Origin of the sequence: Streptomyces sp. NPDC090077, from assembly GCF_044747545.1 — a bacterium.
GTDB lineage: Bacteria > Actinomycetota > Actinomycetes > Streptomycetales > Streptomycetaceae > Streptomyces.
Genome location: NZ_JBIVEG010000004.1, coordinates 373189 through 388165 on the forward strand (window position 1 = coordinate 373189; position 14977 = coordinate 388165).

Here is a 14977-nt window from a genome sequence, read left to right on the forward strand (position 1 = left end):
TCCTCCGGGGCCCGGCCGGGCCCCGGAGGACGGGTTCACCTGGACTGCGTGGAGAGGCTCACACCGCTGAAGTCCTGCGCGGCGGCGAGGCTGAAGTACACCCAGCCCGACGGGGGGTTGTCGATCGTCAGGGTCTCGCCGTTGCCGGCGCCCGCGGACTTCGCCAGGTGCGTGGCGGTGGTGGCCCAGCTGCCGCCCCCGTAGTAGAGGTCGGCGTTGCCGGTGCCCCCGCTGCTGGTGATGGTCAGCTGCCTGACTCCGGCCGGCAGGTACACGAAGTGGTAGCTGTAGTTGCCGGCGGCGGCCGCGAGGCCGTCCCGGCGGCAGTTCCCGTCGAACTGGCGGGGGTCGCTCAGGGTGCAGAGCGGGACGGACGGGGCCGGGGCCGACGCGTCCGGCAGCGGACCGCAGCCGTCGGTCGCGCAGGCCGTCGTCAGCCAGGTGGCGAAGCCGGCGTCGTAGCCGGTGCCGATGGTCTGCTTCAGGAAGGTGCGGGCCCCGTTCCAGTCCCCGGCCCGATACTTGTTGAGGACGGTCCGGACGTCGGCGGGGTGCGCCTGGAGCATGTAGCGGACCGCGAGGAAGCCCCAGCGGTAGACCCGGTCCGAGTTGACCTGCGGGTCCTCGTCCTGGCCGTAGACCGTGTCGAAGAGCTCGCTGAGCTTGTACGTCTTCCTGCCCGCCGCGGCGATCGCGTCGGCGTTGCGCTCGCCCCGGTAGCCGAACGAGATGTTCTCCGCGATGCCCTCGACCCACCAGATGGTCGGCGTGGTCATGCCGGCCTCGAAGTCCCCGGCCATGTTGAAGCGGCCGTCCAGGTAGTGGGTGTACTCGTGGTTGAGGTTCCAGATCTGGAAGTCCGGGCGCAGCCAGTGGGCCTCGTGCGCGATGAAGCGGGCCTGGTTGCCCGCAGCGGCCGGGTTCCCCTCCTCGTACATGCCGCCGTTGTCGACGTCGATGTCGTAGATCGCCCAGGCGTACAGCGAGTAGTTGGTGTAGTCGTCGAAGACGACGACCTCCAGGTTGGTGTTCAGGTCACCGGGGACCGGGCCCTGGTCGCCGATGATCCGGTGGAAGTAGGCGTCCTGGTTGACCAGGCTGGTGCAGGTCCCGGCCAGCTGGCCGGGGGACATGTCCTGGGCGCGGATCTTCAGGCCCGGGGTGCAGGTGTGCTGGATCGGCAGGATCGACGGGAGGACCCGCCCGCCCAGGTCGCAGATCGCGTAGGCGGCGCAGTTGCCCTTGTCGTACTGGCGGGTGTACCAGCCCAGGTTCATGGTGATCGGCGCCGTGGGGCCGACGTTGGGGTAGCGGTTGATCAGGTCCTTCAGCAGCGGCCGGAGCCGGTCCTTGAGCTCGGGGACGTCGAGGGCGTTGCCGAGGTGGCGGCCGACGTTGCTGACGACGTCCAGCCGGTTCAGCTGGGCGCCGTTGCGCGTGATGAAGCCGGCCCACGTGTCGAGGATGGCGGGGTCGGCCTTGAGGGCGGCCCGCCAGCCGCGCCCGTCGTTCTTGGCCTTGAAGCCGTTCTCGACGACCCACTCGACGTGCTGCATGGCGAGGTCCATCTGGCCGGGCCAGGTGCCGTCGTAGCCGCCGAGCATCCACTTGACGACGCCCGCGTAGCGGCCGGCCGTGTGGGTGCTGTCGATCAGGGTGACGACCTCGTTGAGGATCTCGCCGTTGGCGTCGGTGACGTCCCTGCTGCGCGGGGCGGCGAAGAAGGCGTCCAGGGCGCCGCGTGCCGCGCCGTCCAGGACCGGGCCGTACGCCCCGACGACGTCGGCGTGGTTGTCCTGCACGTAGTAGCCGGCGCGCAGGAACAGCACCAGCTGACCGACGGCCGCGCGGTTGTCGCCGGTGTAGCCGGCGGAGGCGTCGCGCAGCGCGTTCGCGACGGTCACCATCTGGGCCTCGCGGAAGGCCTTGCGCGCGTCCTCCCCGGTGAGGCCGAACAGCGGGTAGGTACAGGTGATCTGGGGGAGGGCCTTGAGCTGCTGCACCAGGGCGGCGCCCGTGGCGTTGACCACCCCGGAGAGGTCGCCGCATTCGTTCCCGGCGGCGGACGCGGACTGCCGGTCGCCCTTGGCGGGCTTGGCGGGCTGGACGGCGGGGGCCGGGGCCGGCCCGGATTCCTCGGTGCCGTCCTGTGCGGAGATCCGCAGGCGGGAGCCGTTGCGCAGGGCGTCGGGCGACTTGGGGACCGGGATCGACCGGGGCGCCGGTGCCGCGGTGGCGGCCGCGTGCGCACCGGCCGGGGCGGTGTCGGCGGCGGGTGTCGCGTGGCTCTGCGGCGCGAGCAGGCCGAGCGTGATGAAGGCGGCTGCGCCGAGCGCGGGAAGTCTGCGCGCGCCTGCCTTCGATATCCGGAAGGGATGCATCTGTGGGGGCCTCCGGGGCCGTGGGGGCCGAGTGCTGGGGACACTGGCGATTGACATGTGACATGTAAAATTGCACATGAGGCGTCAGTTCGGAAGTCCCGTGCACGGATTGCCCGTCACGGGATCCCGAGTGCGTCCGCGGGTGCGGGCGTTGGCCGGATGTCGGCGCCCGGCTTGGGCTTGTGGATCATCGGGGGATAACCTCCAGCTAGTTGCTCAAGTCAACCAATGGAGTGGGACATGCACGACACCGCCGCACCCTTCCGCAGCCACGTGGAGGAGATACTCGACGCCCTCGGCGAGGACCCCGGCCGGGAGGCCTTAGTGCACGGGGACCGGCGCATGAGCGCGGGCGAACTGCGCGCCCTCGTCCACCGGACGGCCCGCGCGCTGCGGTCCCGGGGAGTGGAACGCGGCCGGACGGTCACCCTCCTCGCCGGCAACCTCCCCGAGACGCTCGCGGCCCGCTACGCCGCAGGCCTCCTCGGCTGCGCGGTCAACCACCTCTACTCGGGGCTTTCGGCCGAAGTGCACGCCGACATCCTCCGCGACGTCGAGACCCGGACCCTGATCGCCGACCCCGCCCATCGCGAACGCGCCGCCGAACTGGCCCGGCGGGTGCCCCTGGAACGCGTCCTCCTCCTCGGTACCGACGGCGGCGCGGACCCGGACGCGGACCCGGCCCCGGGCCCGGATCTGCTGGAACTGGCCGCCGCCGAGCCCTCCGACGCGCTGCCGGGCGCGGCACGCCCCCAGGACGTCTGCACCATCCGCCACACCGGAGGGACGACCGGCCACCCCAAGGCCATCTGCACGACCTTCGGGCAGTGGCGGTCGGCCGGACCGGTCTGGTCCGACGAGGAACCCGTCAGGACCCTGGTGTGCACCACCCTCGCGCACGCAGCCGGCCTCATGGCGGACAGCACCCTGCACCACGGCGGAACCGTCGTCCTGCTCGGCGGGTTCGAAGCCGGCTCCGTGCTCGCCGCCATCGAGCGCGAGCGCATCACCCACACCTTCCTGCTGCCCCCGCTCCTCTACCAGCTGACGGACCACCCCGACGCCGACCGCACCGACACCTCCAGCCTGCGCCTGCTCACCTACGGCGGCTGCGCCTCCTCCCCGGCCCGGCTCACGGCCGCGGTCCGGCGCTTCGGGCCCGTCCTCAACCAGTTCTACGGCCAGAACGAAGCGGGCGGGATCAGCATCCTCACCCCGCAGGACCACGACCCCGCCCGCCCGGAGCTGCTGCGGACCGCCGGAAGGGCCATGGAGGGCGTCGAGGTCGCCGTACGCGACGCCGACGGCCGGCACCTGCCGACGGGCGAACACGGCGAGATCTGCGTCCGTTCCCCGCACGTGATGCAGGGCTACTGGAAGCAGCCCGAGCTCACCGCCGAAGTACTGCGGGACGGCTGGCTGCACACCGGCGACATCGGCTTCGTCGACGCGGACGGCTACCTCACGATCGTCGACCGCCTGAAGGACATGATCGTGGTGGTCGGGGGCCACGTGTACACGGCGGAGCTGGAGGACGTGCTGAACTCCCATCCGCAGGTGCTGCAGAGCGCGGTGCTCGGCGTCCCCGACGCCAGTCTCGTGGAGCGGGTCCACGCGGTCGTCGTCCGCACGCCGGGCGGCGACGTCGGCGAGACGGAACTGCGCGCCGTGGTCCGCGACAGGAAGGGCGCCATGTACGAACCCGCCCGCATCGTCTTCACGGACGCCCTCCCGCTGACCGACGCGGGAAAGCCGGACAAGAAACTGCTCCGCAGCCGGGCCGCCGCGCGGGCCGGCGCCTCCTGACGGCCAGGGCCCCAGGGTGCACGGCAATGCTCCCGTGCACCGGCACCCGGGTGGTCGAGGTGGCCGTCCACGGACTGGACCTGGCCGAAGGGCTGGGCCGCCCGCCGTGGCTGACCCCGCAGGCCGCGGACGTGCTGCTGGAGCTGCTGCTCGGCCCGGACGGACCGGCCGCCATCGGGGCACTCGGCTGGGACCGGCTCTCCTTCCTCCGCAAGGCCACCGGCCGCGAGCCGCTCGACGCGGCGGAGACCGCCCGGGTGGAACGGCTCGGCATCCGGTGGCTCACCCTCGGCTGACACCGCGACGGGTCCCCGCGGGCCCTCACGCCTGCCCGGCGTCAGCCGCACAGCGCCGCCGCCCTTGCCGTACCCGCCCCCCCATCCTCCCGCTCCCGCACACCCGTCGCCCATCCGGCTGCCGCCCCGTCACGTGCGGGGGCCGTCCCCCCTCCCTCCCGCCCACAGCCGCTCGGCGAACGCCCGGGCGGCGGCCAGGTCCCCGGCGTCGGGCCGCTGCCCGTTGATGCCGCCGACCAGCCCGAAGGGGCCCCAGGTGTCGAGCGCCCGGCAGGAGAAGGTCCCCTCCACCCGGAAGCCCTTGCCGGCGAGGCGCCGGGCCAGCGGGCGGGTGAACGGCGCCGGGGGCAGCCCGCCGGTGGCGAACACGAAGGCGCGCCCGCGCACCTCCGGAAGGGCCCGCACCAGAGCGGTCAGGCCGGGGTGGAGCCGGCCGTGGAAGACGCCCGAGCCGAACCCCACGAGATCGGCGGCGGCCAGCTCCGCCGGGTCGGCCTCACCAAAGGAGAGGACCTCCGCTCCCAGCACCCGGGCCATGGCGTCGGCGACCCGCCGGGTGTTGCCGTGGCACACGGAGGCGCAGACGATGACGGACTTCATGGCGATGACCCCTTCTGTCGATTCCACAGGGGGGACAGCGCAGCCGGCCCGGACGTGACACCCGGCCCCTTCCGCCGCTCAGCCGTAATAGGTGTCCAACGAGGCGATCCAGAGCGCCGACAGAGGCAGTACGGCCAACTGCGCGGCCGCGGTGGTCCAGCACCGCCCGAGGATCGCGGCCGCGGCGCTCCACCAGGCCGCCGCGCGCAGCATGCCGACCGCTTCCGCCTGGTACTCCTGCCCGGAGGGATCCATCATGCCGGGGTACCCCAGCCAGTCCTCGGTGAAGATGCCGTCCGAACCGAGCACCACGACCCCCGAGACGAGCCAGAGGTCGGCCAGCAGCGCCCCCACGGCGAGCACCCTGTCGAAGCGGAGGTAGGCGGGGGCCGGCAGCAGCAGCCGCTCGAACGCACCCCCGTCCGCCCGCACCCACGGCTGCCCCCGGCCCCGCCACAGCACCGAGACGGCATAGCCCAGCCAGATCAGGGCCATGGCCCACCCGGCCATGAAGGCCAGCCCGAAGAACAAGATCGCGAAACCCATGCCCCACCAGATGCCACCCGCACCGGAGCGGTTCCCTCCGCCGGTCACGGATGCCCCGGCACCACTGGCGCCCCGGCACGGGGTCGGCGGTCAGGCCGGGCGCGGGATGTACGCCAGGCCGTGGGCGCCGGCTTCGCCGAGCTTGGCGACGTCCAGCCGGCCCAGGCGCTCCAGCGAATCCAGGTCGACGATCTCGACGGTGGAGGAGATGACGCAGGACACGTAGGCGAGCCTGCCGTCGGGGGAGGAGGTGATGGTCAGCGGGAAGAGGCCGACCTCCACCTCCCCCAGCCGCTCACGGGTGTCGGCGGCGAACACCGTGAGGCGGCCCGGGGCGTGTCGGCCGAGCCGCGACCCCGGGTCGGCCGTCATGCACAGCTCGCCCGCCAGCAGCCGCCCCGTGGACGTGAGGTGTACCGGGAGGACGATGTCCTTGGTGGGCAGGGTGTCGACGACCGACGCCGTACGCGCGTCGATGACCCGGAGACCGGTCGCCGGCCGCTCCCTGCCGCCGGAGAAGTTGCCGTACGGTGCCGCGACGTAGACGTACGCACCGTCGGCGGAGACGGCGAGCCCCTCGCTGCCCGGCACCTCCACCTTCGCGGTGAGGGCGCCCCGCTCCAGGTCGACGACCGACACGAACGGCGCCTCCTTGTTGGTGGCGTACCCCGTCCGCCCCGCGGGGTCGATGGCGAACCAGTGCGGGCCGGGCGCGTCCGTGTCGATCCTGCCCAGCGCGCGGCGGGTGGCGGTGTCGACCACCACGACACCCCCGGGGCGGTCGTCGCCGCTCTCCACGCTCACGTACAGCCGGCCGCGTGCGGCGTCCAACGCCAGCCCGTGCGGCCCGTGTTCGGGCGCGAGGTCCACGATCTCGAGGACCCGGCGGGTGTCGGGGTCGATGACCGCCAGCTCCGTCCGGCGGCCGCCGTTCGCGTGGTAGTAGCCCGAGTGGTACGTCAGCGTGCACCACAGCAGGCGCTGCGTCGCGTCGAAGCACAACTCGTGCGGCTCGGCGGGGACGTACACGTCGCCGAGGTGCCGGTCGGAAGCGGCGTCGAAGAACGAGACCGTCGGCCCGCTCTGGCTGACGACGGCCAGCACGTCGCCTTCTCGACCGGTACGGGGGGACAGCAGCACAGCGGCTCCTTCAACGGGGTGAAGCGGAATGGCCACGCGTCTTCGCGGGCATTCCCCACCCTCCGCGCCGAAGGGGTACGACAGCAATGCAAAGATTGACACGTCATCATTGCCTGAAACGCAAAAGCCCAGTTCGGGAAGGGTGTCCATGGACCTCAACCTCCTGCGCGTCCTGGACGCCCTGCTCCAGGAGAACAGCGTGACCCGCGCCGCGGAGCGCCTCGGCAGCTCGCCCGCGGCGGTCAGCCGCACCCTGGCCCGGCTCCGCCGCACCGTCGGCGATCCGCTCCTGGTCCGGGCCGGCCAGGGCCTGGTCCCCACCCCGCGCGCCGCCGAACTGAAGGAGGAGGTGGCCGCGTTGCTGCGCGGCTGCGACGACGTCCTCCGGCCCGGCGCCGGCTTCGACGCCGTGCACCTCCAGCGCACCTTCACCGTGCAGGCCACCGACCTGCTGCTCGTGGGACTGGCCGGAAGCCTGACCGAGCGGATCCACGCGGAGGCCCCGCAGGTGGACGTGGTCTTCCTGCCGGAGGCGGTGGAGGGCGGCCCGGGGCTGCGGCAGGGCTGGGTGGACGTGGAACTGGGCGTCCTGGGACACCTGGACCCCGAGATCCGCACCCGCCCGCTCACCCGTATGCCGCTGGTCGGCATCGCCCGCAGCGGCCATCCCCTCTTCGACGGGCGGATCGACGCCCGCCGCTTCGCCGCGGCCGACCACATCGGCATCTCGCGCCTCGGCAAGCGCCTCGGCCCCATCGACAGCGCGCTCGCGGAACTCGGCCTGCGACGGCGTACCGCCGTCGTCGTGCCCAGCCACACCAGCGCGATGATGCTCGCCCGGGACACCGACCTGGTCGCCCTCAGCCTCGCCGACTGGCTCCCCGGCACCATCGAGGCGATGGGCCTGCGGACGTTCCCCGTCCCCCTCGACCTGGAACCGCTCGACCTCGGCATGGCCTGGCACCCCCGCAACTCCGCCGACCCGGGACACCGCTGGTTCCGCGACCACCTGGCAGCCTCCGTCCTCACCCCGCAGGACCGGACGGCGAGGGCCGGGTACGACCGTCCGTAGACGGACGAAGGGGGAGAGGGAGCGCCCCGCGGCCCCCCTCTCCCCCTGGTTCGAGGTCTTCTACGGGGCGGCGGCCCCGAACGTCCACACGGCCCGGTCGCCCGGCCCGACCACCAGGGTCGACCGGCCGATGCGCTCCTCGTGGCGGTCGGACACCCGGCGGTTGAGGGACATCTCGATCCGGCGCAGCCCGGCCTGCTCGCGGGCCACCGGATCCAGCCGGATGGTGGTGGCGCCGTCCTGTGCCACGACGCCGCCGCCGGGAAGCTCCCGTACGGCGAGGCCGCCCGCGCGGAGCAGGGGCACCGTGTTGGCCAGGTCGCGTGCGGTGAGCCCGAGGCGGATCGAGGTGACGTCCTTCATGAGGTGGTCGCGGTAGCCGTCGGACAGGTACCGCTCGCGGCCGACGTCACCCGGGCGGGACGCCGGCTCGGTGTTGCCGCGCGGGTCGGCGAAGTACTCCGGCAGGTACTCCATGCCCCAGGCGCCGAACGCGTCGTACTGGCCGGTGGTGAAGACGGCGTCGAACCACGGCACGGGCACCCCGTCGCCGAAGTCGCGGGTCTGGCGGAAGGTGACCGGGTCCGGCACGCCCTGGTCGCGCAGGCGGGCCGTGACCGTGGCGAGGTCCCCGGCCCGTTCGGCGGACAGCCCCAGCCCGCCGGCGCCGAGCGTTCCGTCCTGGCCGGGGAGGTCACCCACGCCGAACAGCTCGAGGTAGGTCTCGCGGCCCATCAGATACCGGCCGGTCCAGGTCTCGCCGCCCGCACCGGTGGTGGTGCGGACCTGGAAGTTGGCGAAGTCCCGCAGGTAGGCGGAGTGCTCGACGGCATCGGCGGTTTCCCGGTCGAGCACCCCGTAGGCGTGGTTGTAGAACAGCAGCGGACGTCCTGTCGGCGACCCCTCCTCCTGGGCCGACGCGATGCCCGTGGCACCTGTGACCCACCCGGTCAGTGCCACGACGAGGACCATTAACACGTGCAGTACACGACGATGCGACATGCGGGCGATCGTAGGCCGCGAGGTACGGGACCGCCGCCGATTAATGCCGACGTCCTCCCACCCCGGCGGGTCCGTCCGGTTACGGGGGGTGAGTTTCGGGGGGTGGGGCGGTGAGGCGGCCCACAGGACCCAGGTCACATCCGGCCCGGGTTAGTAGACCGGCCGGCCCGCCCGCGCACCGCTTCCGGGCCGGGACCTCGGTCCGGATCTGCGAGGGAGGCTAGTAGGTGGGGGGCTTTGCCAGGTGGGCGGCGGGCTGGCTAACTGGTGATGTCGCCGAGGCGGCCGGGGCTTCGAGTCCCCCGCCGGTCGATCCCCTCTCCACCTGTGTGAGTGGTTCACGCATGTCTTCGGCATGCGGCGGCTGTCCTTGTTCCCGTCGGAAGGTTCCTCCGTGTCCAACGCCGTCATCCGCCGCATCGCCGCTTCGAAGAAGGCTCTCGCCGGTTCCGTCCTCGCTCTGGGTGTTGCGGGTTCCGTGCTCGCCGCCGTTCCGGCGCAGGCCGCTCCGACGGGCGCGAAGGCGATCGCCCAGCAGATGATCAAGGACCCGGCCCAGTTCGCCGCCTTCGACAAGATCGTCACGCACGAGAGCGGCTGGGACTACACCGCCACGAACTCCTCCTCCGGCGCGTACGGCCTGGTGCAGGCCCTGCCGGCGTCGAAGATGTCCTCGGCGGGCTCGGACTGGAAGACCAACCCGGCCACCCAGATCAAGTGGGGCCTGGACTACATGAACGAGCGCTACGGCAGCCCGGTCGAGGCCTGGAACTTCTGGCAGGCCAACCACTGGTACTAAACCACCGGCGGACAACACCACAGCACGTACCGGGAACGCCCGGCCGAGACCCCTCGGCCGGGCGTTTCGCGTTCAGGTACCGGCGGGCGCGTAGTGGGCGGTCAGGGCCGTCGCGTACCACTCGGGGACGGAGCCCCGGAAGGCCAGGGCGAGGTACGAGTCCAGCGCTCCGTCCACCTCGCGGAACGGCCCGAACTCCTCGCGCCACGCGGCACGGGCCGCCCGGTCGGGGAAGCCCTGGAAGACCGCCACCTCGGGATCGCGCTCGCCCCAGCACCCCCAGGCGCGGGAGGGCCCCGTCAGGGCCACCACGTTCGCCATGATCGTGATCGAGTCCCCGGCATCCTCGTCCGCTTCGAAACCGACCGCGGCCCAGTAGTCGTCCTCGCTCGCGTCCACGGACAGCGACAGCGGTGGGAAGGAGCACAGGTCGTCGTCGGGGGAGAGGACCAGCAGTTCCACGTACGGGTCCCCGTGCCACCGGGCCATCGCGCACAGGGCGGGCCACAGCTCCGGGGTGAGGAGCGAGTCGAATTCGACGAACAGCGAGTCCCCCGCGTCCCTGCGGAAGACCTGGGCGGGCAGCTGGGCGCCGAGGTCGAAGACGGCGGCACAGCGGGCCCGGACGCCGTCCGCGGAGTCCTCCGTACCGGCCTGCCCGGTGTGATCCACGTCCATGGCACGCGAGCGTACGGGACCGCTCCCGCGGGACGGCGGGCGGGCCCTCAGCGCAGCACGGCCGCCAGCAGGTCGGTGCCCAGCGCGGTCAGGTCCGACAGGTTCAGGCTGTAGCGCACGTACCGCCCCTCCCGCCGGGCCGTGAGCAGCCCCGCCCGCCGCAGCAGGGCCACGTGGCGGGAGACCTCCGGGGGCGTCAGGTCCCAGGCGTGGGCCAGCTCGCCGTTGGTGTGCGGGCCGCGGGCCAGGGTGCGCAGCAGCCGCAGCCGGGCCGGGTGGGCGAGGGCCTCCAGCCGCAGGCCGACCGTCTCCAGGGAGACGGGTTCCGCCGGGCCGGGCCCCTCCAGCGGGTACTGGACCACCGGCTGCCAGCCGGGCGCGTGGACCATCGCCAGGTGCGGCCGGCCGAAGACGCTCGGAATGAAGGTGACGCCGCTGCCGTGGGCGGTCGTCGCCTTGTCCAGCAGCTTGTCCACGAGGATGGCGTCACCCTCCGGAGCCAGGGTGACCGCCCCGGAGACCGAGGCGAGGGCCGCCCCGAGGCCCTGGCGCCTCAGCAGGTCGTTCTTCAGCCGCAGGTCCGTGGCGAGCCGGACGGTGGCGTCGGCCCAGGCCGCGTCGAAGAAGGCCTCGCCGCAGGCCTCCAGGGTGCCGCGGACGCGCGCCCGCACCGCCGCCGGGTCAGCGAGGAGCCGTTCCGCGAAGGCCTCCTGGCGCGCACCGCGGGCCTGGGCGAGGTCGAGGGCCAGGTCCCGCGCGGCGGTGTCGGTGAGCGGGGACGGGGAGGTGAAGTGGACCCGGTTGCCGCACGTGGTGACCAGCGCGGCGGACACGTACCGCTCGTCGTCGATCCGGTCGACGTCGTCCAGTTCCTCCCCGAGGGTCGCCCGCGGCCGGGCCGGCAGCATGAAGTCGGCCTGGGACGTGCGCCAGAGGAACTCCGCCTCCCGCAACCGTTCGGCCAGCCCCGGCGGCAGCCCGGCCCACACGTCGGCGGCCCACGCGGCGAACTCCGGATGGTGTCCCGGTTCGGCGAGCACGTGCAGCATCGCGGTCAGCTCGGCCAACGGGGAGGCGGCGAACCGCAGCCCCTCGGCCGGCATCCCGCCGATGTCGATCCTCAACGTCATCCGCACATCATCACCGCCCCGCCGGACGGCGCCGCCCACGGTTGACGATCTCAGTCAACCGACGTGCCCGGCCGGGGCGGCGAACCCACCGTTCACCCCATGACCGCCACCAGCGCCCCCACCCGGACCCCCGCCCCGGCCCCCACCCGCAGGATCCGCCCCCGAGCCCTCCTGCACGCCTCCGGCGGCCCCCGTTACGCGGTCGCCCTGGCCGTCGACGCCCTCGGCACCGGCCTGCTGAGACCCTTCCTCCTGCTCTACGGGGTCACCGTGCTCGGCCTGTCCGCCGCGGCCACCGGCCTCGCGATGACGGCCGGCATCGTCATCGGCCTGCTGTGCGTGCCCGGCGTCGGCCGGTGGCTGGACCGCGGCGCCCGCAGCACCGTCGTCGCCGCATCCATGCTGGTGCGCGTGCTCGGCGCGGCCGTGCTGGTGGCGACCCCCGAGGGCGGGGTCTGGCCGTTCGCGGCCGCGGCCCTCCTCCTCGGCATCGGCAACCAGGCCTGGCCGGCCGCCCACGCGGCCCTCGTCGCCACCCTCGCGCACGGCCGGGAACGCGACACCGCCCTCGCCGCCGGACGCGCCCTGCGCAACGCAGGCCTGGGGGTGGGGGCGCTCCTCGCCATGGCCTGCCTGGCGGGCGGGACCTCCGCCCTGCGGGCGCTCGCGGCCGTCACCGGAGCGGCGTACCTGGTGGCCGCGGGCCTGGCATGGTCGGTCCGGGTGCGGGCGGAACGCGAGCCGGCCCCCTCCGGCGCACCGGGGGGACAGGTGGACTCCCCGCCCCGCATGCGCGCCCTGCTGGCCGCGAACGTGGTCTACGTCTTCTGCCTCAACGTCCCCGAGATCGCGCTCCCGCTGGTCCTGCTGACCCAGCTGCACGCCTCACCGGCATGGTCGGCCGCGATCTTCGTGGCCAACACGGTGCTGGTGGTCACCCTCCAGGTTCCGGTCACCGTCCTGATGTCCCGCTACGCCCGGCGCACCGCGCTGGCCCTCGCCGGGGCGGTCCTCGCCGCGTCGTACGCGGGCTTCCTCGCGGCGACGTCCCTGGGCGGCGGGAGCGGATGGGCCGCCCCTGCCGCGGTCGCCGCCGTCTCCGTCGTCTGCACCCTCGGCGAGATCCTCTACGCGGGCAGCGCCACCGCCCTGGCGACGGCCCTGGCCCCGGCCGGGGCCCTGGGACGCACGCTCGCCCGCTTCGAGCTGTCCAGCGGCTTCGGCCTCGCCGTCTCCCCGGCCGTCATCACCGCCCTCGCCGCCCACGGCCCGGCCGCCCTGTGGGGCGCCCTCGCCGGAGCCACCCTGCTGTCGGCCGGGGCCGTCGCCGCCGGAGCGGACCCGGAGGTGCCGGATCAGGGGGTCCAGTAGCGGGCCAGCGCCCCTTCCCGGTACGGGGCGGGGGTGACGCTGAGGTCGCCGGCGAAGGGGCGGTCCAGGACGAAGACCAGCAGCAGGCTGAAGCCGACGAGTCCGGCGACCGAGGCGACGAACAGGATCTGGACCCTCAGCTTGCGCAGACCGTAGAGGAACGTGAGCGGGATCAGCACCAGCGCCCCGCCGAACGCCAGGGCCTGGAGCAGCGCGGGCAGCTCCCGGCGCGCCATGGTGATGCGGGCGCGGCGCTGGGAGGCGACGTCGTCGAGGTGCTCGGAGGCCCGCTCGTAGAAGACCTGCTCCGCCTGGGTGCCCGGCTCGTACGTCTGGAGCGCCCGGAACGCGTCCTGGAGATGGGTCTCCGTGGCCCCGTAGCTGGGGTTTCCCGCGCGCATCCGGGGCCACTGGTCCTCGACGACCGCGTGGACGTACCCGCTCATGGCCGTATCGAGGCGGGCCCGCACCGGTTGCGGGAAGGCTTCGGCGTCGCGGGTGATGAGCGCGGCGCTGGTCGCCTCCGAGGCCACGATGCTCTGGGTCTCCTCCAGCTGCGTCCACAGGGTGACGATCACGAACGCGAGGATGATCCCGTAGATGGCGCCGAACATCCCGAGGGTCACGCCGACCATGTCGTTGTGCTCCCCGCGGGCCAGCGACGGGTGTCTGCGGCGCAGCAGCACGCTGCCGGTGACGGCCAGGACGACGGTGCCGCCGACGGCGACGACGGCCAGGGTGAAGGTGCTGAAGTGGTTGAGCAGCCAGAGCGCCATGTGCGGGGAGTCTAGGCCGGACGCGACGGCCCCGAACCGCGGCTCGAAGCGCCGCTGCGGGCGTGCCCGTACACGTTCACGCGACCGAGTGAAGCCCGCCGCCTCCGACGCTCCGCGGACGGGGCTGCCGATCGACGTGCGCCCCCGCCACACGTACGCGACGGGTGAACTCGCGCTGCTGATCGTCGACCGGACGACCGTGGGGACCGAGGGGACCGGCCCCGACGGCGGTCCCGTCCGGCTGGCCGGGACCGCCACGGACATCGCGCGGCGCGGTCCGGACGGGCTGTGGCGCTACGTCGTCGACAACCCGTTCGGGACCTCGCCCGCCTGAGGAAAGGCCTACCGGTACTCGCAGAGGTAGGCGGTGTCGGCCGCCACCTTCAGCTGGAACGTGCTGTCTCCCGGGACCTCGAAGCGGCTGCCGGCGGAGAAGGTCTCCCAGTCCGCGGCGCCGGGCAGCCTGACGGTCAGGGCGCCGCTGACGACGTGCATGGTCTCCGGGGCGGCCGTGCCGAACTCGTACTCGCCGGGGGCCATGACGCCGATGGTCGCCTGGCCCTGCTCCTGGTTGAAGGCGATCGACTTGACCGTGCCGTCGAAGTATTCGTTGACCTTGAACATGTGCGTGGTGTCCTCTGGGGGAACGAGCGGAATCGTAAGGCCGGCTCGTCGCGCCCCGGCGACCGGCGAGGGGAAGGCTACCGCCACCGTCACCGGAGCCTGCACCGCAGGGCCCCCCGAAGAACAGCCGCCCGCGTGGGCGAGGGGTCACTCCTGGGGTGGCCCTGCGGTGGTGGGCTACGGGGCCACCCGGCAGGCGCTGACCGCGGTCCCGTTGGTGACGCCGCCCTTGGTCAGGCCGGACACGCACAGGTCGTGGTCGCCGCCGAGGCCGGCGGAGCAGGCCGTGCGGACGTAGTCGGGGGCTTCCCCGCCCCGGAGTTCGCGCTCGACCTGGTTGATGCAGGCCCTCTCGTCCGCGTGGGCGGCGGGGGCGGCGAGGCCCGCGCCGCCGAGGGCGAGGGCCAGTGCGGCGAGGGCGCCGGCGAGTCTGGCGGGGGTACGGGTTGACGTGCGCAAGGCGATCCACCTGCTCTCGGGGTGGGGTTCGGGCCCCCCGGACCACCGTACGACCGGTGGCGCGTCCCCACGAGCCGACGGCCCGGGCGGGCCGCCGGGGCGGCGCTCGGAGCCCGGCGAGCCGGTCCGCCGGCAGCCGTCCGCACGGGCCTGGGCGGCCCGGCCCGTGCAGGGCCGCCCGGCCGGGCCGGGCGGCCGTACCCGGCCTAGTCTTCCGAGTCAGGAATTCTGTTCAGATGTGTAGGCTTGCGGTATGGCACGTACGGGGCGGCCGAAGGCCGAGTTGACGTTGTCGGA

The 14977-nt window shown here is 73.4% G+C and carries 16 protein-coding genes; 6 read left to right on the forward strand and 10 right to left on the reverse strand.

Annotated elements, in window-relative coordinates:
* Positions 1-35: 35 nt before the first annotated feature.
* On the reverse strand, positions 36-2381 hold the full coding sequence (locus ACIPW5_RS10450) for a collagenase (RefSeq protein WP_401243074.1): 2346 nt from the start codon (positions 2379-2381) through the stop codon (positions 36-38).
* 240 nt (positions 2382-2621) lie between these two features.
* Here ACIPW5_RS10450 and ACIPW5_RS10455 point away from each other — a divergent pair, with 240 nt between their 5' ends.
* Both ACIPW5_RS10455 and ACIPW5_RS10460 read left to right on the forward strand, forming a co-directional pair.
* Entirely contained in the window at positions 2622-4187 is a 1566-nt protein-coding gene (locus ACIPW5_RS10455; RefSeq protein ID WP_401243077.1) for an AMP-binding protein, read from the forward strand.
* 26 nt (positions 4188-4213) lie between these two features.
* Positions 4214-4483 (forward strand): hypothetical protein, encoded by a 270-nt coding sequence (locus ACIPW5_RS10460; protein WP_401243078.1) that lies wholly within the window; start codon positions 4214-4216, stop codon positions 4481-4483.
* Between the two features lie 129 nt (positions 4484-4612).
* On the opposite strand, the gene ACIPW5_RS10465 is transcribed toward ACIPW5_RS10460, so the two are convergent.
* The 3 genes from ACIPW5_RS10465 to ACIPW5_RS10475 form a co-directional block, all read right to left on the reverse strand.
* A complete protein-coding gene (locus ACIPW5_RS10465; protein WP_401243081.1) occupies positions 4613-5083 on the reverse strand; it encodes a flavodoxin family protein in 471 nt (156 codons plus the stop codon).
* A gap of 78 nt (positions 5084-5161) precedes the next feature.
* The gene (locus tag ACIPW5_RS10470; RefSeq protein WP_401243084.1) at positions 5162-5629 is read right to left on the reverse strand and encodes a hypothetical protein; all 468 of its coding nucleotides are present in this window, start codon (positions 5627-5629) and stop codon (positions 5162-5164) included.
* Between the two features lie 90 nt (positions 5630-5719).
* Positions 5720-6769, reverse strand: a complete 1050-nt coding sequence (locus ACIPW5_RS10475) for a YncE family protein (RefSeq protein WP_401243087.1) — start codon at positions 6767-6769, stop codon at positions 5720-5722.
* 148 nt (positions 6770-6917) lie between these two features.
* Between ACIPW5_RS10475 and ACIPW5_RS10480 the strand changes: the two genes are divergently transcribed.
* Positions 6918-7841 (forward strand): LysR family transcriptional regulator, encoded by a 924-nt coding sequence (locus ACIPW5_RS10480; protein WP_401243090.1) that lies wholly within the window; start codon positions 6918-6920, stop codon positions 7839-7841.
* Between the two features lie 60 nt (positions 7842-7901).
* Here the strand turns inward: ACIPW5_RS10480 and ACIPW5_RS10485 are convergent, their stop codons facing one another.
* Positions 7902-8843, reverse strand: coding sequence for a DUF5829 family protein (locus ACIPW5_RS10485; RefSeq protein ID WP_401243092.1), 942 nt, complete (start codon positions 8841-8843; stop codon positions 7902-7904).
* Between the two features lie 355 nt (positions 8844-9198).
* On the opposite strand from ACIPW5_RS10485, the gene ACIPW5_RS10490 reads away from it, so the two are divergent.
* Positions 9199-9642, forward strand: coding sequence for a transglycosylase SLT domain-containing protein (locus tag ACIPW5_RS10490; RefSeq protein WP_401243095.1), 444 nt, complete (start codon positions 9199-9201; stop codon positions 9640-9642).
* A gap of 72 nt (positions 9643-9714) precedes the next feature.
* On the opposite strand, the gene ACIPW5_RS10495 is transcribed toward ACIPW5_RS10490, so the two are convergent.
* Together ACIPW5_RS10495 and ACIPW5_RS10500 are read right to left on the reverse strand one after the other, a co-directional pair.
* Positions 9715-10320, reverse strand: coding sequence for a hypothetical protein (locus ACIPW5_RS10495; protein WP_401243097.1), 606 nt, complete (start codon positions 10318-10320; stop codon positions 9715-9717).
* A gap of 47 nt (positions 10321-10367) precedes the next feature.
* Positions 10368-11450 (reverse strand): DUF5937 family protein, encoded by a 1083-nt coding sequence (locus ACIPW5_RS10500; RefSeq protein WP_401243100.1) that lies wholly within the window; start codon positions 11448-11450, stop codon positions 10368-10370.
* 99 nt (positions 11451-11549) lie between these two features.
* Between ACIPW5_RS10500 and ACIPW5_RS10505 the strand changes: the two genes are divergently transcribed.
* Positions 11550-12821, forward strand: a complete 1272-nt coding sequence (locus ACIPW5_RS10505) for an MFS transporter (protein ID WP_401243103.1) — start codon at positions 11550-11552, stop codon at positions 12819-12821.
* Here ACIPW5_RS10505 and ACIPW5_RS10510 read toward each other — a convergent pair.
* Entirely contained in the window at positions 12806-13597 is a 792-nt protein-coding gene (locus ACIPW5_RS10510) for a hypothetical protein (RefSeq protein WP_401243105.1), read from the reverse strand. The two genes, ACIPW5_RS10505 and ACIPW5_RS10510, sit on opposite strands and share 16 nt — an antisense overlap.
* An 88-nt stretch (positions 13598-13685) precedes the next feature.
* Between ACIPW5_RS10510 and ACIPW5_RS10515 the strand changes: the two genes are divergently transcribed.
* The gene (locus ACIPW5_RS10515) at positions 13686-13931 is read left to right on the forward strand and encodes a YybH family protein (RefSeq protein ID WP_401243108.1); all 246 of its coding nucleotides are present in this window, start codon (positions 13686-13688) and stop codon (positions 13929-13931) included.
* An 8-nt stretch (positions 13932-13939) separates the two neighbouring features.
* Here the strand turns inward: ACIPW5_RS10515 and ACIPW5_RS10520 are convergent, their stop codons facing one another.
* On the reverse strand, positions 13940-14221 hold the full coding sequence (locus ACIPW5_RS10520) for a pyrimidine/purine nucleoside phosphorylase (protein ID WP_401243111.1): 282 nt from the start codon (positions 14219-14221) through the stop codon (positions 13940-13942).
* A 177-nt stretch (positions 14222-14398) separates the two neighbouring features.
* Complete coding sequence (locus ACIPW5_RS10525; RefSeq protein WP_401243113.1) at positions 14399-14680, reverse strand: hypothetical protein; 282 nt, start codon at positions 14678-14680, stop codon at positions 14399-14401.
* Positions 14681-14977 lie beyond the last annotated feature (297 nt).